General features: G+C 59.8%; 14 protein-coding genes. 5 read left to right on the top strand and 9 right to left on the bottom strand.

Features of this window, described 5'->3' with window-relative positions:
* Window positions 1-140: 140 nt before the first annotated feature.
* The 4 genes from RDA78_RS21130 to tpiA all read right to left on the bottom strand — a co-directional run bounded on the left by RDA78_RS21130 (window position 141) and on the right by tpiA (window position 3994).
* A complete protein-coding gene (locus tag RDA78_RS21130; protein ID WP_434051756.1) occupies window positions 141-968 on the bottom strand; it encodes a VOC family protein in 828 nt (275 codons plus the stop codon).
* 24 nt (window positions 969-992) lie between these two features.
* Window positions 993-2621 carry a CTP synthase gene (locus RDA78_RS21125; protein ID WP_434051755.1) on the bottom strand — a complete coding sequence of 543 codons (1629 nt, stop codon included), beginning with the start codon at window positions 2619-2621 and terminating at the stop codon, window positions 993-995.
* 120 nt (window positions 2622-2741) lie between these two features.
* Entirely contained in the window at window positions 2742-3125 is a 384-nt protein-coding gene (secG, locus tag RDA78_RS21120) for a preprotein translocase subunit SecG (RefSeq protein WP_434051754.1), read from the bottom strand.
* A gap of 110 nt (window positions 3126-3235) precedes the next feature.
* Complete coding sequence (gene tpiA, locus RDA78_RS21115; RefSeq protein WP_434051753.1) at window positions 3236-3994, bottom strand: triose-phosphate isomerase; 759 nt, start codon at window positions 3992-3994, stop codon at window positions 3236-3238.
* A 229-nt stretch (window positions 3995-4223) separates the two neighbouring features.
* Here tpiA and RDA78_RS21110 point away from each other — a divergent pair, with 229 nt between their 5' ends.
* Genes RDA78_RS21110 through RDA78_RS21090 form a run of 5 tightly spaced genes read left to right on the top strand, consistent with a single transcriptional unit; the run spans window position 4224 to window position 9686 of the window.
* Window positions 4224-6113, top strand: coding sequence for a SurA N-terminal domain-containing protein (locus tag RDA78_RS21110; RefSeq protein ID WP_434051752.1), 1890 nt, complete (start codon window positions 4224-4226; stop codon window positions 6111-6113).
* An 18-nt stretch (window positions 6114-6131) separates the two neighbouring features.
* Complete coding sequence (gene trpD, locus RDA78_RS21105) at window positions 6132-7145, top strand: anthranilate phosphoribosyltransferase (protein WP_434051751.1); 1014 nt, start codon at window positions 6132-6134, stop codon at window positions 7143-7145.
* A gap of 4 nt (window positions 7146-7149) precedes the next feature.
* The gene (gene trpC, locus RDA78_RS21100; RefSeq protein ID WP_434051750.1) at window positions 7150-7962 is read left to right on the top strand and encodes an indole-3-glycerol phosphate synthase TrpC; all 813 of its coding nucleotides are present in this window, start codon (window positions 7150-7152) and stop codon (window positions 7960-7962) included.
* Between the two features lie 6 nt (window positions 7963-7968).
* Complete coding sequence (moaC, locus tag RDA78_RS21095) at window positions 7969-8481, top strand: cyclic pyranopterin monophosphate synthase MoaC (protein WP_434051749.1); 513 nt, start codon at window positions 7969-7971, stop codon at window positions 8479-8481.
* Entirely contained in the window at window positions 8481-9686 is a 1206-nt protein-coding gene (locus RDA78_RS21090; RefSeq protein ID WP_434051748.1) for a molybdopterin molybdotransferase MoeA, read from the top strand. Before moaC ends, RDA78_RS21090 begins: the two co-directional genes overlap by 1 nt.
* 54 nt (window positions 9687-9740) lie before the next feature.
* On the opposite strand, the gene RDA78_RS21085 is transcribed toward RDA78_RS21090, so the two are convergent.
* From RDA78_RS21085 to RDA78_RS21065, 5 genes are all read right to left on the bottom strand, one after another.
* A complete protein-coding gene (locus RDA78_RS21085; RefSeq protein WP_434051747.1) occupies window positions 9741-11069 on the bottom strand; it encodes an HlyD family type I secretion periplasmic adaptor subunit in 1329 nt (442 codons plus the stop codon).
* On the bottom strand, window positions 11066-12814 hold the full coding sequence (locus tag RDA78_RS21080) for a type I secretion system permease/ATPase (RefSeq protein ID WP_434051746.1): 1749 nt from the start codon (window positions 12812-12814) through the stop codon (window positions 11066-11068). Before RDA78_RS21080 ends, RDA78_RS21085 begins: the two co-directional genes overlap by 4 nt.
* A 272-nt stretch (window positions 12815-13086) precedes the next feature.
* A complete protein-coding gene (locus RDA78_RS21075) occupies window positions 13087-13887 on the bottom strand; it encodes an FAD binding domain-containing protein (protein WP_434051745.1) in 801 nt (266 codons plus the stop codon).
* Between the two features lie 75 nt (window positions 13888-13962).
* Window positions 13963-16323, bottom strand: coding sequence for a xanthine dehydrogenase family protein molybdopterin-binding subunit (locus RDA78_RS21070; RefSeq protein ID WP_434051744.1), 2361 nt, complete (start codon window positions 16321-16323; stop codon window positions 13963-13965).
* A gap of 136 nt (window positions 16324-16459) precedes the next feature.
* Window positions 16460-16951 (bottom strand): (2Fe-2S)-binding protein, encoded by a 492-nt coding sequence (locus tag RDA78_RS21065; RefSeq protein WP_434051743.1) that lies wholly within the window; start codon window positions 16949-16951, stop codon window positions 16460-16462.
* Between the last annotated feature and the right edge of the window lie 21 nt (window positions 16952-16972).

Here is a 16972-nt window from a genome sequence, read left to right as displayed (position 1 = left end):
TCACTATAAAAGGACTGATTGATTCAACAAGCGAATTTTCTCATTGAACGGGTCAGACCGGGTGATCGTCTGACGCTGCGTTTTCAATCCGCAATTGCCCTTGGTTGTTTTCCCAATGGTCGTTGGGAATGCGGAGCATGTCAGCTGTCTTGCGACGACAGGATCACCGTGAGACCATGCAGTCTGGAGGCAGGAAACACTCCTGTTCTGTCTGCCTTACGTGTCCCGATCTCAATTGCCGCAAGTTGCGGAAGCTCCCCCTGAATCGCATCGGCCGCGCTTTCGCCGACGAGAGATCGATACGCCGCCGGATTGAGAACACGAACCCTGCCCCGTGCCGTTTCGACTTCAAGACCAAGGCTCGTCGCGCGCATTTCCCGCTGACCGGTGAAGCCCCCCAGGAACTCGTGATGGTCCGACGGGTCTTCGGCAATCAGGTAGATCGTCTTGATCTCCCGTGCGCCGTTGTCATGCGTCTGAAACGCCGGCTTCCAGAAATTTTCCGGAAACTTGTTGTGGCAGGTGAAGTAGCCTATCTCCGGACTCAAGGGATCGCGGAGAATGGTCAGGTCGAAGGCAACCTCTGCCGTTTTCCCGTCAGGCAGGTGCGCGATGCGTTCGAACGAAAACGGTTCGAAAAGGGAGAGACCCACTCTTTCGAAATCTTGCCGGTCGGAGTTTGCATCCCGGCTTTCCATGACCAGCATGCTCGCGCCCTCGCGTTTGGCGAGAAACGTCCGATTGAAGGCTCCGAAGGAAAACTGACTGCCGACCGTTTCCGTAATGAGATCTGGCTCCGCCACGCTGAGCAACTCAATGAAAAACCCATCAAGCTGAATCAGCCGGTTGGCTGTTCCCCAGGGGTGTCGGTTCTCGGGTGTAACCGTGAACCCCAGCGCTTCATACGCCTTGCCGGCCACAGCCAGGTCGTTCACCGCAACGACGATATGATCCAGACCTCTGAGCAAGACATCCCCTCCCGGCAAACCGGCCTAGACCAGGCGGCTCTGCTGCAGCGCCGCTCCGATGAACGACGCGAACAGCGGATGCGGCTCGAACGGGCGTGACTTCAGTTCCGGGTGATACTGCACGCCGATGAACCAGGGATGGTCCGCAATCTCCACGGTTTCGGGAAGGATGCCGTCCGGAGATGTCCCGGCGAAAATCAGTCCGCAATCTTCCAACTGGCTGCGGTAACCGATGTTCACCTCATACCGGTGCCGGTGGCGTTCAGAAACGCTTGTCTCGCCGTAGATTTCGGCGATCTTCGAACCCGGCTTAAACGTGGCAGGATAGGCACCGAGCCGCATGGTGCCGCCCAGGTCGCCATCTTCGTTGCGCACTTCCTTTTCGTTACCCTTGGTCCATTCCGTCATCAGTCCGACAACCGGTTCACTTGTCGGCCCGAACTCGGTGGAATTGGCGTCCGTGATGCCGGCCATGTTGCGCGCGGCCTCAAGCACTGCCATCTGCATGCCGAAACAGATGCCGAAATAAGGTATTTTCCGGTTTCGGGCAAAGCTTGCCGCCGCGATTTTTCCTTCTGCCCCGCGTTCGCCGAAGCCACCCGGTACGAGTATGCCGTGAACGCCTTCCAGATAGGGACTGGGATCCTCTTTCTCGAAGGTTTCCGATTCGATCCATTCCAGGTTGACCTTCACCCGGTTCGCGATACCACCATGCACCAGCGCTTCGATAAGCGATTTATAGGCGTCCTTCAGTACCGTGTATTTGCCGACGATCGCGATCTTGACCTCTCCCTCGGGATTGGCCACGGCCTGCGAGATTTCCTGCCAGCGTTGAAGCACCGGTGCGGGCGCGCCCTTCAGCCCGAATGCAGCAAGGACCTCGTCATCAAGCCCTTCCTGATGATAGGCGATCGGCACATCGTAGATCGACTTTACGTCATAGGCCGGGATGACGGCGCTTTCGCGCACGTTGCAAAAGAGGGAGAGCTTCCGTTTTTCTGTCTCGGGAATAGGACGGTCACAACGAATCATCAGGATGTCGGGCTGAATGCCGATCGAGCGCAGTTCCTTGACCGAGTGCTGCGTCGGCTTCGTCTTCATTTCCCCCGCGCTCGGAATGTAGGGCATCAGGGTCAGGTGTACATAAACCACGTCTCCGCGCGGCAGATCGTTGCCGAGCTGACGGATCGCCTCGAAGAACGGCAGCCCTTCGATATCGCCGACGGTGCCGCCGATCTCGACCAGAACGAAATCATAGCCGTCGTTTCCGTCCAGTACGAAGTTCTTGATCGCGTCGGTCACATGCGGGATGACCTGCACCGTGCCGCCGAGATAATCGCCCCGGCGTTCCTTTGCGATGATGTTCTGGTAGATCCGGCCCGTCGTGATGTTGTCCTGCTGATTGGCAGGCCGTCCGGTGAAGCGTTCGTAGTGACCAAGGTCGAGGTCGGTCTCAGCCCCGTCGTCCGTGACGAAGCATTCGCCATGCTGATAAGGGCTCATGGTGCCCGGGTCCACATTCAGGTAGGGGTCGAGTTTGCGAAGCCGCACCTTGTAGCCTCGCGCCTGGAGCAATGCACCCAGAGCCGCTGAAGCAAGACCTTTTCCAAGCGAGGAAACCACGCCGCCGGTAATGAAAATATATCGCGCCATGGACCAATACCATATCCTTGCCGAGAGCCGTTTGGCCACTCGGGAGTTGCGTTCTTAACACATAAAAATGCCCTGCGAACCAAGCCGCAGGGCAGATGTCTTTGGAAGTGGCCGAAGCCCTTATTGTGCGGCCGGCACCTGCGGACCTGAAGGTTCGCTCTGGGGTCTCAGCTGATCGAGAATTCCGCCGGAGCCACTGGGGGCACCGTCCGTGGTTCCAGGAGTGCCGTCAGTCGCGGCAGGTGCGGCGTCGAGAATCGAACTTGGCGCTTCTTCATTCTGTGCGATGAGGCTAAGCGTCAGCGATGTTGCAAAAAACGCGACAGCAAGCACAGCCGTTGCCCGTGTCAGTACGTTCGCAGTGCCGCGGCTCGACATGAGGCCGCCTCCGCCACCGCCGCCGCCGCCGATACCGAGCGCGCCGCCTTCAGAGCGCTGCAGGAGGACAACAAGCACCAGGGCCAGCACGACCATAAGGTGGATAACGATGACTACGGTTTCCATCGAATGCCATTCTATCTGAATTTCAGGTTTGGCGGCCTTCTACACCAGTCGGCGCGCGCTTTCTACCCTTCAATTGCGACTTCGCGACGAAAGCTTCAAGAGCAGAGCGCTCAGGAATAGGCCGCAAGGATGCCGAGGAAATCGTCGGCCTTCAGGCTGGCTCCGCCGACAAGCGCTCCGTTGACATTGCTGACAGACATGAGTTCGGCCGCATTGGCCGGCTTCACGGATCCGCCATAGAGCAACTTCATGGCGCTTCCCTCGCCGCCGAAGCGCTCCGTCAGCGTCTTCCTCATGGCGGTGTGCATTTCCTCCACATCTCCGGCGGTTGGCGTCAGACCGGTACCGATCGCCCAGACCGGCTCGTAGGCAATAACGCTGTTTTCCGCCGTCGCGCCGTCGGGAACAGAACCGGCCAGCTGTGAGTTCACCACATCAAGCGCCTGCCCGGCCTTGCGCTCGGTCTCGGTTTCACCAACGCAGATGATCGCAACAAGGCCTGCGCGCCAGGCAGCCTGGGCCTTTTCGTTGACATCGGCATCTGTTTCACCGTGGTCAGTCCGGCGCTCGGAGTGCCCGACGATTACCGCCCCGGCGCCCGCATCCTTGAGCATCTCGGCGGAGACGTCTCCAGTATGTGCCCCCGAAGCGGCAGGGTGACAATCCTGCCCGCCAACGCCAGGTGCGCCCTTACCGGCGATTTCTGCAAGAGCGGCGACAAGTGTCGCCGGGGCACAAATCATGGTTTCCACCGCATCAGACATCTCGTCGCTCAAGCCGGCTTTCATCTTGTGGAATTCGGCGAGGCTGGCGCGCAGCCCATTCATTTTCCAGTTGCCGGCCACAAGCGGTTTGATCTTGGCGCTCATCTGTTTTCGTCTCCCAGATACCCGGTGATTGGACTGGCGCTTTTAGAGCAGATGCGCAACTACGTTGCAATCACCTTGGTTTGCGGACTTTCCTTCTTCTTCGAACTTTGTTCGCGACTGTCTTGCGGGGAAGCCGCCACCTCATTATGATCCGCCCGCCCCGGACAGAGCGGTCTGGTAAAGCGTCGTCGGAAACGGCCTTGAACAAGAAAATAAAACGGAAGTCTTCATGCTTGACTCACTGCGCAAAGGCGCCGGCACCTGGGTTGCCAAACTGTTTATCGCATTGCTGATTTTTAGTTTCGCCATCTGGGGCGTCACTGACTTCCTGCAGGGCTTCGGCCAGAACACGGCAGCAAAAGTCGGTGAGACCGAAGTGAGCATCTTCGAGTTCGACCGCACCTACCGGCAGGATCTGAACCGGCTTGCGCAGCAATTCGGACGACCGCTGACGGCAGATGAAGGCGCTGCGCTTGGTGTTCCACAGCAGGCTCTCGGAAGATTGATCGCGGAAGCTGCCCTGAGCAACACGGCACAGGACCTGAAGCTGGGTGTTTCCGACGAACGTCTTGCTACGCTGATCCAATCGGATCCCGCCTTTCGCGGCCCGGGCGGCAGCTACGATCGGGCTCGGCTCGATCAGGTCCTGCGCGCCTACGGCTATCAGGAAGATGAATATGTTGTGCAGCGTCGCAGGACCGCAGAACGCAACCAACTGTCCGAAGGCATTGCCGGCAGTTTCGCCGCCCCGGTCAGCTACCTGGAAGCCTTTTCAGCCTATCAGTTCGAGTCGCGCAGCGCCGACTATGTTCTCCTGACGGATGAAACCATTGGAGAAATTGAAGATCCGACCGACCCTGCACTGACGTCGTACTTCGACGAAAACAAGGCCAACTTCCGCGCGCCGGAGTTTCGCGAAGTCAAGATCCTTTCCCTGACCCCGGAAACGGTCGCAAGACCCGATGACATTGCCGAAGAGGACGCGCGCTACGAATACGAGCAAAGAGCCGAGCGTTACTTCCAGCCCGAAAGGCGCAAGGTTCGCCAGATGTCGTTCCCTTCCAGTGAAGCGGCCGTAGAAGCCGCTGCCGAACTGGACGGAGGAAAGACCTTTGAAGATCTGATGAACGATCGCGGGCTGAGCAACAACGACGTCACGCTCGGTGTCATGGCCAAGGAAGACTTTCTTGATGAAACGCTCGGCGACACGGCCTTTTCACTTGGACAAGGAGAGACAAGCGGTGCGGTGGAAGGACGGTTCTCAACCGTCATCGTGAATGTCGAGGAAGTTCTGCCGGAAAGCACACGTCCGTACGACGAGGTCAAGGACGAGATCATCCAGGATCTCGCGGCGGAGCAGGCTGAACGGGAAATCCTCGACCTGCTTGACGAAGTCGAAGATGCACGCGCCGGCGGCGCGCTGCTGGACGAGATCGGCGAGCGGTTCTCCCTCCCGGTCGAAACGCTCGCGGCCTTCGACCAGTCCGGCAAGTCCGCGTCCGGCATCGATGTCGAGCTTCCCGCAGCTGAAGGCCTCGTCGCAGCCGTGTTTGAGAGTGACGTCGGCATCGAAAACGATGTGCTCTCGTTCGGCGAACAGGGCTTCCTCTGGTACGAGGTCGACAACGTGATCCCGGAACGCGACCAGACGCTCGATGAAGTCAGGGAAGATGTCATCGCAGCCTGGAAAGCCGACCAGATGAAGACGCGCCTGAGCGAAAGGGCCGAAGAGATCCGGACGAGGCTGGAAGGCGGCACACCTTTGGAAACACTGGCGGGCGAAGCGGAGCTTGAAGTCAAACGCGCCGAAAATCTGACGCGCAATGCGCCTTCGGGCGATTTCGATGCGGAAGCCATGACGGCCGTGTTTGGTGGACCCCTCGGCACAAGCGCTGTCGCCGTGTCCGACAATGGTCAGGTGATCGTCTTCAAGGTTGCTGAGGTTTCCGTCCCCGACTTTGATGCCGGAGCGTCGGAAAACGCTGCTCTTAACCAACAGCTGTCGCAACAGATGCGCGATTCCCTGCTCGGACAGTTCATTTCCGACAGGGAAAATGAGGCAGGTGTTGAGATCAACCAGGTCGGAATTGCACAGGCGATTGGTTTGAACCAGCAGTGACGCGGACGGACGATGATCATGACCACATTCAAGGAATTCATAGCCAAGGTCGCAGATGGTCAGACGCTGACGCCGGAAGAAGCCAGACAGGCGTTTGACGTCATCCTTTCAGGTTCGGCCACCCCGTCGCAACTTGGCGGCTTTCTGATGGCCTTGCGGGTACGCGGCGAAAGCACGGCGGAAGTGACAGGCGCGGTCGCAACGATGCGTTCCAAGATGCTAACGGTCGAGGCACCGGCTGATGCCATCGACATCGTCGGCACCGGCGGCGACAGCTCCGGCAGCTACAATATCTCGACCTGCACGGCGATCGTCGTGGCGGCGTGCGGCGTGCCGGTCGCAAAGCACGGCAATCGGTCCCTGTCATCCAAGTCGGGGGCGGCAGAAGCGCTTTCCGAGCTTGGGGTGAATATCGACATTGCGCCGCGGAAGATTTCCGACTGCATTCGCAAGGCCGGTATCGGTTTCATGTTCGCGCCGCTCCATCATGCGGCCATGAAGCATGTCGGCCCGACCCGCATGGAACTCGGAACGCGCACGATCTTCAACCTCCTTGGTCCTCTGTCGAACCCGGCCGGGGTCAAGCGCCAGATGGTGGGCGTGTTTGCGAAAAAGTGGCTCGACCCCGTGGCGCATTCCCTGAAAGAACTCGGCTCCGAGAAGGCGTGGATCGTCCACGGATCGGACGGAATGGACGAGATCACGACGACCGGCCCGACCTATGTGAGCGAACTCAAGGACGGTTCGGTAAACACATTCGAGATTTCCCCTCAGGATGCGGGTCTTCCCCTTGCCCGAGCCGAGGATCTGAAAGGCGGATTGCCGGTCGAAAACGCCAGCGCCCTGCGCGAGGTCCTTGGCGGTGCCAGGAACGCCTATCGCGACATCGTCCTCGTCAATTCGGCAGCGTCCCTCATGGTGGCCGACAAGGCGAAAGACCTGAAGGAAGGCGTTGAAATGGCGGTGGCGAGCATTGACGACGGCTCATCGGCCGACACGCTGGAAAAGCTGGTTGCAGCATCAAACGGGTAGGAACATGGCTGACATCCTTCAGAAAATTGAAGCCTACAAACGCGACGAAATCGCAGCGTCCAAGGCCGCAACATCTCTTGAAGATCTCAAGAACCGGATTGCGGACCAGGCACCTCCCCGCGGCTTTGAGCGCGCAATCGAGGCAAAGCATGCAGCCGGAGACCAGGCGCTGATCGCCGAAATCAAAAAGGCAAGCCCATCCAAGGGCCTGATCCGGGAAGACTTTGACCCGCCGCTGCTTGCGAAGGCTTATGAAGACGGCGGCGCCGCCTGTTTGTCGGTCCTGACGGACACTCCATCGTTCCAGGGAAGACCCGAATTCCTGACGGCTGCGAGAGAAGCGGTGTCGCTTCCAGCATTGCGCAAGGACTTTCTCTACGATCCTTACCAGGTCTACGAAGCGCGTGCGTGGGGCGGAGACTGCATCCTGATCATTCTGGCCGCCGTGGACGATGATACTGCAAAAGAACTGGAGGACACCGCCTTCAGTCTCGGCATGGACGTTCTACTGGAGGTTCACAATCAGGAAGAGCTTGAGCGCGCACTCAAACTGTCGTCACGGCTTTTCGGCATCAACAACCGGAACCTGAAGACTTTTGAAACAAGGCTCGAGACCAGCGAGCAACTCGCCCCGCAGGTTCCCGCCGACCGGATCGTGGTCGGGGAGTCGGGGCTGTTCACACCGGACGACCTCGCAAGGATGAACAGGGTTGGAATATCAACATTCCTGATCGGAGAGAGCCTAATGCGCCAGAGCGATGTCGCCGGAGCCACCCGGGACCTGCTTGCCCGTTCACCCGTTTCGGCTACGGTCTGAGGCCTCATGTCCGGGGAAGATCAAAGACTGACGCATCTGGATGAGGCGGGCGCTGCCAACATGGTGGACGTCTCGCAAAAGGAAAACACGCACCGGATCGCGGTCGCACGCGGGTCGGTGACAATGCGTGCCGAGACACTCGAACTCATCCGGTCAGGCAACGCGAAAAAGGGCGACGTGATCGGGACCGCCAGGATTGCCGGCATACTCGCTGCCAAGAAAACCCATGAGTTGATCCCGCTGTGTCACCCCCTGATGCTGTCGAAGGTCAAGGTGGACATTGAACCTGACGACACATTGCCCGGACTGGTCGTCACCGCCACCACCAAGGTCAGTGGCCAGACCGGAGTGGAAATGGAAGCGTTGACCGCCTGTTCGCTCACTTGTCTGACGATCTATGACATGGCCAAGGCCGTGGACCGCGGCATGGTGATTGGCGACATTCGCCTGGTGGAAAAGGCTGGCGGGAAGTCCGGGCACTGGACACTCGAAAGAGACGGCAGCGAAGGCGGAACCTGATGAGCCTGATGCCGGTTGCCGAGGCGCTGCAAAAGCTCCTTTCGGATGTTGACACCATAGATACCGAACATGTGCCACTGGAGCAGGCAAACGGCCGGGTCCTTTCGCAGCACCTGGTTTCAAAGCGCACGCAGCCGCCTTTTGCGGCGTCCGCAATGGACGGCTACGCGGTACGGTATCAGGACATTTCCGCCGGCGGTGCTGTTCTGGAGGTCATCGGTGAAGCGTCTGCAGGTCACGGCTATTCAGAACGTGTGGAGAGCCGCCAGACGGTTCGCATATTCACCGGCGCGCCCTTGCCGGACGGGGCTGACACGATCCTCATCCAGGAAAATGCAGAGCGGGAAGACAGCAAGATAACGGTGCTTGAAGTTCCGCTTCAAGGCGCATTCGTGCGTCCGTCCGGTCTCGATTTCCAGGAAGACCAGGTTCTGCTGGAGCCTCCGCTGAAACTGACATATCGCCACCTTGCACTCGCGGCGGCCATGAACCACCCGGAACTGCCGGTCGTCAGGCGGCCGAAGGTTGCCATCCTTGCAACCGGCGACGAGTTGGTGCGGCCGGGTGCTGACCCGGGTCCGGATCAGATCATAGCGTCCAATCATGCCGGCATCGCAGGTCTTGTGGAAGATTGCGGCGGGTTTCCGCTTGATCTCGGCATTTCACCGGATGACCCGGTCGAACTGGCACATCATGTTCGCCGGGCGATTACGGAAAAAGCCGACATACTCGTGACCCTGGGCGGCGCGTCGGTTGGCGATCACGATCTGGTTCAGGACGTTCTTGGTCAGGAAGGAATGGACCTTGCCTTCTGGCGCATTGCCATGCGACCGGGCAAACCGCTGATGGCGGGCAGGCTCGGAACCACCAGGGTCCTCGGTCTTCCCGGAAATCCCGTTTCAAGTCTCGTCTGCGGACTATTGTTCCTGAAGCCGTTGATCCACAGGATGCTGGGTTCTGCTTCCGGTGCGACCGCTCCAAAGCACGCCATCCTCGGGGAGGATATTCCCGAAAACGACCGGCGCCAGGATTATGTACGTTCGACGTTGCACGAAGATACGGATGGGCGGCTTGTTGCGACACCTTTTTCAAAACAGGACAGTTCGATGCTTGCTCTCCTGGCAAGGTCGGGAGCCCTGATCGTCAGGCCGCCGCATGCCCCGGCGCTGAAGGCCGGCTCAATGGTAGACGTGCTCGTCCTTTAAAACCAAAAGGGAGGCCGGTTCGCCTCCCTCGTGTCTAAATCGTCTGTGCGGCAATTACCGCTCGCGCATCGCATGCGCAATCTGATCTGTCACCGGTTTCACCAGGTAACTCAGCACCGTTCTTTCCCCTGTCTGCAGGAACGTTTCGACGGGCATGCCGGGAACCAGTGTCTGGGACCCGAGTTTTTCGAGCTCGGTATCGTCGATGATCAGTTTGGCGGTGTAATAGCTCAAGCCTGTCCGTTCGTCCTGGGTGAGGTCGGCAGCAACGGTCAGAAGTTTCGCATTCAGCTCTGGGGTCGTTCTCTGATCGAAACTCGGAAACCGGATCCTAGCTACCTGTCCTGGCGCAAGCTGATCGATATCAACGGGTTGAACCTGCGCCTCGATGATAAGCTGGTCTTCGCGCGGAACGATCTGCATGACCGTTTCCCCTGGCGCAACAACGCCCCCGATCGTGTGAACGGAGAGCTGGTGAACAAACCCGCTACGCGGTGCCACAATATCAACACGTGTCAATTCGTCTTCGGCAGCGATTTTCTGTTCCTCGAGCTGGGCGATGCGCGAGCGGGCTTCCTGAAGCTGCTCAAGCACCTCGGCCCGGTAGGATTCCTCAATCTGAAGGATCTGGATCTGACGCTCGCTGATTGCCTCTTTGGTCCGCGCGATCTGTGCAATGAGATCGCCGTATTCACCCGATAGCCGTGCCTGTTCCCGGCGCAGCGCCGACACGCGGCTCTTGGATACCAACTGCTTGTTCAAGAGACCGTCGAGATCGGCAAGCTCTTCCTTGATCAGCTCGATTTCGGATTCTTTCGCCGTGACCTGCGCCTCCAGCCCCTCGGACTGTTTGTTGAACTGGCGGATCTGTTCCTCAAGCTGGTTCTTGCGCCCATCCTTGGAGTTCTGGCGCGCCTCGAGAAGTAGCTGCTGGCCTCGTTCGATATCGCCGAGGCTTTCAATACGTTCCTCAGGCCATGAAATAGCTTTTAACTCGTCGCGCTCAGCCTCCAGACGCAATTCCTGTGCCGTCAGTTCCCGCAGTTGCTTGGTGATGACAGCAAGGTTTGCCCGCGTCACGGTGTCGTCGAGACTGAGCAAAAGGTCTCCAGAACCCACAAGATCCCCGTCCTTGACATTGATCTGGCGGACGATGCCGCCTTCGCGGTGCTGCACCTGCTTGATATTGCTTTCCACGACGACCGTGCCGGAGGAAACAACAGCACCGGAGATCTCAGTAAAGGTCGCCCAGCCACCAATGCCGATAACAACGAAGATCGTGACAAAGAGGGAGAAGAACAGATGTTTGCGTACGGTCTTGCTGAGCTCTTCGTCGGCTGGATTGGTTGCAGCCGCTTGCTTCATGGAATCTGAGTTTTTCATCGGGCGGCTCCTGCTCCCTGACGCACGGGCTGAACGGGTTGAACAACTTGCCTCAGCACTTCTTCTTTCGGTCCGAAACCAGCCATCTTGCCGTCCTTGAGACACAGGATCTTGTCGACTGTTGCGATCGCGCTGGGTCTGTGGGCAATCACGACGACAATCGATCCTTTCTCTCGCATCGCTTTGATGGCGTTGGTCAACGCACTCTCACCGATCGCATCCAGATTGGAATTGGGTTCATCGAGAACGACAAGGAACGGGTTGTCGTAGAGCGCACGCGCAAGAGCGAGACGCTGCCGCTGGCCGGCGGACAAAGAGCGTCCGCTCCGGCCGATCACCGTGTTGTATCCCTCAGGCAGGGCGACGATCATCTCGTGGACGTCGGCCAGTTTCGCCGCCTCGATGATTTTCTCCGGTGCCGCGTCTTCGCGAAAACGGGCGACGTTTTCAGCGATCGTTCCATCGAAGAGCTGCAGATCCTGCGGCAGATAGCCTATAAATTCGCCCCGTTTCTTGCTTTCCCACTGGGAGAGCTCGGCACCGTCGAAGCGGATGACCCCGCGCAGCGGCGTCGTAACCCCGACAAGGGCTCGTGCGAAGGTCGATTTCCCCGATCCCGAAGGCCCGATGACACCCAGGCCGTCTCCCGCCTGAAGATCCAGGCTGACGTTCTGGACATAGGGCATCGTCTCGCCGAAGGGGCCGCAAAAGACCTGCTCGACCGTGATTCCTTTAGAAGGCTGCGGCAGATCCATCTTGTGCTCTTCCGCTTCGGAGATCTGCAGAATCTCCCGTAGACGGCGCAACGCCTGACGGCTGGCAACAAAACCGCGCCACTGGGCCACGGCCTGCTCGATGGGTGCCAGGGCGCGCGATGTCATGATCGACGCGGCAATCATGACGCCCGGTGTGATTTCCTGTTGAATCGCCAGCCAGGCCCCCACAGCCAGGATCGCGGATTGAAGGATGAAGCGGATTGTCTTGATCGCCGTGCCAAACACACCCGTCGTGTCGGAGGCCCGGCGCTGTGTCGCCAGATACTCCGTGTTCTGCGCATCCCAGCGGGCTGTCAAGGTCGACTGCATGCCCATCGCAGCCACAACTTCGGCATTGCGCTGACCGCTCTCAACCACCGCAGTCCTTCGGCCTGACTGACCGGCGGCATCCTCTGTCGGTCCGCGGGACATGTACTCGTTCACAACAATCAGTATCGAGATAATGATTGCGCCGGCGAGCCCGACGACACCCAGGAGCGGGTGAAACAGGAACACGATACCCAGATAAAGTGGCAGCCAGGGTATGTCGAAGATGGCGGCCGGACCGGGTCCGGACAGAAACTGCCGGATCGTATCAAGATCCTGCACGGGACGAAGCCGCGCCGACTTGCGCCCCAGGCGGACCGGCAAGCTGTTGGAGACCTTGTAGACGATGCCGGACAGCCTTGCGTCCACGCGCTGTCCAAGACGGGACAGAATGCGTCCGCGAACACCTTCCAGAATGCCGTAGAACATGTAGAGCACGATGGCCAGGGAGCCGATTACAACGAGTGTTGGAACGGATCCGCTCGCAAGGACACGGTCATAAATCTGAAGCATGAACACCGGGCCGGTGAGCATCAGGATGTTGATGACGAAACTGACGATCGCCACGCCCCAGAATGCAGACCGGATGGGCCGGAAAGCAACTGCGACAGGATTTTCCTGTCGCCCGCCGGTTTTGGGAGCCCGCTGATTTGATACCGCCATTTAAACCTCTGTCCCGCCTTTCGGCAACGTGCCGCCCGATCTTCAGGTCAACACTACGTCCTTATGCATCCATTAGACGAATTTGTGTTCTTTTATGGGCCCAAAAATATGGTTTTCCCAAACTCACTCATCGTTTTAGCACAAACACTGTTCTTGTTTCGTCGTCTATATCACACTTAGTTCGTGTCTTTTGTTGCATTCGCGGGAAAAACAGAAAACCCGGCTCGTTTACGAACCGGGCTTTCCAAAGGATGACATTGGTTCAGCTTTTGTCAGCCTGCTTTTTCGACGGCGCGTTTTGCCATGACGGTGACGAGGTTTGCGCGGTAGGCGGCGGAGCCGTGGATGTCGTGCAGCATGGAGCCGGCATCCACCTTGATGGCGGCGACCGCGTCCGGCGACCAGTTGCCGGCCAGTGCCGCTTCCATGCCGTCGACCCGGAAGACGCCGTAGTGGCCCGCCCCGGTCACCGCAACCCGGACCGAGCCGTCCAGGTGCCGGGCCACGTAGACCCCTGCCATGGCATAGCGCGAGGCCGGGTTCGGGTATTTGGCATAAGCCCCCTTCTCGATCAGCGGGAACGTCACCGACACGACGATCTCGTCCTCGTCCAGCGCCGTGTCGAACATGCCGACAAAAAAGTCCTCGGCGCTGAGCGAGCGCTTGCTCGTCACCACCGTTGCCCCCAGCGCGACCAGCGCCGCCGGATAGTCCGCTGCCGGGTCGTTGTTCGCAATCGAGCCCCCGATCGTGCCCATGTGCCGCACAGCCGGATCGCCGATGCCGCCCGCAAGTCCGGCAAGGCTCGGAAGCTTCGAGCGAACCAGATCCGAAGCGGCAACCTCCGCATGCGTCGTCGCAGCCCCGATCGACAGGCTGCCCTCGCCCTCGCAGATGCCGTTCATCTCCGCGATCTTCGTCACATCAACAAGATCGCTCGGCGACGCAAGACGCTGCTTCATCGTCGGCAGAAGCGTCTGGCCGCCGCCAAGAACCTTGCCGTCCTCCGCCTTCGACATCAGATCCGATGCGTCAGCGACCGAACCGGCGCGGTGATAGGTTGTTTCATACATGACGGGTCTCCCCAAACTCTCAATGTCAGATGAGCGGGCAGGCAACGCCTGCCCGAAGAACGTTTCTCTTCAACCTTATTCGGCCGCCTGCTTCTCCTGCGAGCGGCACAGCTGCCACACCTTCTCCGGCGTCGCAGGCATCGTCAGATCGTTCGACCCGATCGCATCCGTGATCGCGTTGATCACGGCCGGCGGTGACCCGATCGCACCGGCCTCGCCGCACCCCTTCATTCCAAGCGGATTGCCGGGGCAAAGCGTCTCGTGCGTCGACAGGCTGAACGAGGGAACATCATCCGCCCGCGGCATCGTGTAGTCCATGTAGGACGCCGTCAGAAGCTGACCGCTCTCGTCATAGGCCGCGTTCTCAAGAAGCGCCTGCCCGATCCCCTGAACAAGACCCCCGTGAACCTGGCCTTCCACGATCATCGGATTGATCACCTTGCCGAAGTCGTCGGCCGCGACAAAGCTCACGATCTCCGTCTTGCCCGTCTCCGGATCAACCTCGACCTCGCACACATAGGTGCCCGCCGGGAACGTGAAGTTCGACGGGTCGTAGAACGCCCCCTCCTTCAGACCAGGCTCCATGCCTTCGGGAAGATTGTGCGCCGTATAGGCCGCAAGCGCCACTTCCGTGAACGACAGCTTCTTGTCCGTGCCGGCGACCTTCAGCTCGCCGCCCTCGATCTGGATGTCGCCTTCCGACGCCTCCATCAGGTGCGCCGCGATCTTCTTCGCCTTGTCCTCCACCTTGTCCAGCGCCTTCACGATCGCGGACATGCCGACCGCTCCGGACCGCGACCCGTAGGTCCCCATCCCGAACTGGACCTTGTCCGTATCCCCGTGAACGATCGACACCGCATCGCTGTCAAGACCGAACCGCTCGCAGATCAGCTGCGCAAACGTCGTCTCGTGACCCTGGCCATGGCTGTGGGACCCCGTCAGGACCTCCACCGTGCCGACCGGGTTCACCCGCACCTCGGCCGATTCCCAAAGACCCACACCGGCCCCAAGCGACCCCACCGCAGCGGACGGCGCAATCCCGCACGCCTCGATGTAGCAGGAAAGACCGATCCCCCGCAGCTTGCCGCGCGAGGCCGCTTCCGCCTTGCGCGCCGCAAAGCCCGCATAGTCGGCTGCCGACAGCGCCGCATCCAGCGTCACGTCATAGTCGCCCGCGTCGTAGCACATGATCACCGGCGTCTGGTGCGGGAACTCCCGCACGAAGTTCTTGCGCCGGAAGTCCGCAGGCGACAGCCCCACCTCCCGCGCCGCCGTCTCCATGATCCGCTCAAGAAGATACGTCGCCTCCGGACGGCCCGCGCCCCGATAGGCGTCAACCGCCGTCGTGTTGGTATAGACCGTCTTCACATTCGCGTGGATCGCCGGGATGTTGTACTGGCCAGACAAGAGCGTTGCATAAAGATAGGTCGGCACCGCCGACGAGAACAGCGACATGTACGCGCCAAGATTGGCGACCGTGTTCACACGAAGTCCGACAATCCGGTTGTCCGCATCAAGCGCAAGCTCCGCCTCCGACACGTGGTCGCGCCCATGCGCATCCGTCAGGAACGCTTCGGTCCGGTCCGACACCCACTTCACCGGGCGGCCCACACGCTTGGACGCCCAAAGGCACACCATCTCTTCCGGGTAGATGTAGATCTTCGACCCGAAGCCGCCGCCCACATCCGGTGCGATCACACGCAGCTTGTGCTCCGGCGCCACATTGTAGAACGCCGACAGCACAAGACGCGCCACATGCGGGTTCTGCGAGGTCGTGTAGAGCGTGTGATGCTCTTCCGCATCGTCGTAACTGGCAAGCGCCGCCCGCGGCTCCATCGGGTTCGGAACAAGACGGTTGTTGCGGATCTCCATCTTCGTCACATGCGCGGCGCCCGCAAACGCCGCATCAACAGCCGCCCCATCCCCGATCTCCCAGTCGTAGATCAGGTTGCCTTCCGCCTCCGGATGCACCTGCGGCGCGCCGGGCGCAAGCGCGGCAACCGGATCGACAACAGCTGGAAGCTCCTCGTAGTCGACAACAACCGCATCCGCCGCATCGCGCGCCTGCGCAGCCGTATCGGCAACAACAACCGCAACAGCCTGGCCAACATGGCGCACAACCTCAGGCTCAAGCGCCCGCCAGCCGCCCATCTTCATCGGCGTGCCGTCCTTGGAATGGATCATCCAGCCGCAGATCAGATTGCCGATCCCGTCCCCGACAAGCTGGTCCCCCGTCAGAACCGCATCAACACCCGGCATCGCAAGCGCAGCGCTCGCATCAAGCCCCGTCACCTTCGCATGCGCATGCGGAGACCGCACAAACGCCGCATGACCCATCCCGGGAAGAACCATGTCGTCCGTATACCGGCCCTTGCCCGTGATGAAGCGCTTGTCTTCCTTGCGAAGCGCGCGTGCGCCAATCCCCTCAATCGCCATCTTCTCTCTCCCAAAACCTGAAGCCGGAAACACTCACCAGACACAAACGCACCCCCTCCTCAAGAGCTGCGCCGGCCGATCGGTCCCCTCGTCTCAAACACGCGGAAAACCCGCTCTCAAAACAAACCCGAAGACCCTATTCGGCCGCCTGCGCTATCCCCGCCATCTGGTCCGACGCCGCCTTGATCGCCTTGACAATGTTGTGATAGCCCGTGCACCGGCAGATGTTGCCCTCAAGCTCATCACGGATCGTCGCCTCGTCAAGATTGCCAGCACCGTGACGGCTGATCATGTCAACCGCGCTCATGATCATCCCCGGCGTGCAGAAACCGCACTGAAGTCCGTGATGCTCCCGGAACGCCGCCTGAACAGGATGAAGCGCATCCGCAGACCCGATCCCCTCAAGCGTCACAACCTCACACCCGTCCGCCTGCGCCGCCAACATCGTGCAGGACTTGACCGCCTTGCCGTCAACATGAACAACGCACGCACCGCACTGTGACGTGTCACACCCAACATGCGTCCCGGTCAGACCACGAACATCCCGGATAAACGATACAAGCAACGTCCGGTCCTCAACATCAGCAGACACTGACTTGCCGTTCAAAACAAACGATACCTTCGACATAAATTCCTCTCCCTCGTCAAA

Origin of the sequence: Roseibium sp. (genome assembly GCF_051016195.1) — a bacterium.
Classification (GTDB): Bacteria; Pseudomonadota; Alphaproteobacteria; order Rhizobiales; family Stappiaceae; genus Roseibium.
The sequence above is the reverse complement of the archived record's forward strand: the minus strand, read 5'-3'. Positions and strand labels throughout refer to the sequence as shown.

Coding starts and splice junctions, on each gene's coding strand:
- moaC (WP_434051749.1), top strand. CDS start 7,969: ATGTCCGGGGAAGATCAAAGACTGACGCATCTGGATGAGGCGGGCGCT.
- RDA78_RS21080 (WP_434051746.1), bottom strand. CDS start 12,814: ATGGCGGTATCAAATCAGCGGGCTCCCAAAACCGGCGGGCGACAGGAA.
- trpC (WP_434051750.1), top strand. CDS start 7,150: ATGGCTGACATCCTTCAGAAAATTGAAGCCTACAAACGCGACGAAATC.
- secG (WP_434051754.1), bottom strand. CDS start 3,125: ATGGAAACCGTAGTCATCGTTATCCACCTTATGGTCGTGCTGGCCCTG.
- RDA78_RS21090 (WP_434051748.1), top strand. CDS start 8,481: ATGAGCCTGATGCCGGTTGCCGAGGCGCTGCAAAAGCTCCTTTCGGAT.
- trpD (WP_434051751.1), top strand. CDS start 6,132: ATGACCACATTCAAGGAATTCATAGCCAAGGTCGCAGATGGTCAGACG.
- RDA78_RS21075 (WP_434051745.1), bottom strand. CDS start 13,887: ATGTATGAAACAACCTATCACCGCGCCGGTTCGGTCGCTGACGCATCG.
- RDA78_RS21085 (WP_434051747.1), bottom strand. CDS start 11,069: ATGAAAAACTCAGATTCCATGAAGCAAGCGGCTGCAACCAATCCAGCC.
- RDA78_RS21070 (WP_434051744.1), bottom strand. CDS start 16,323: ATGGCGATTGAGGGGATTGGCGCACGCGCGCTTCGCAAGGAAGACAAG.
- tpiA (WP_434051753.1), bottom strand. CDS start 3,994: ATGAGCGCCAAGATCAAACCGCTTGTGGCCGGCAACTGGAAAATGAAT.
- RDA78_RS21065 (WP_434051743.1), bottom strand. CDS start 16,951: ATGTCGAAGGTATCGTTTGTTTTGAACGGCAAGTCAGTGTCTGCTGAT.
- RDA78_RS21125 (WP_434051755.1), bottom strand. CDS start 2,621: ATGGCGCGATATATTTTCATTACCGGCGGCGTGGTTTCCTCGCTTGGA.
- RDA78_RS21110 (WP_434051752.1), top strand. CDS start 4,224: ATGCTTGACTCACTGCGCAAAGGCGCCGGCACCTGGGTTGCCAAACTG.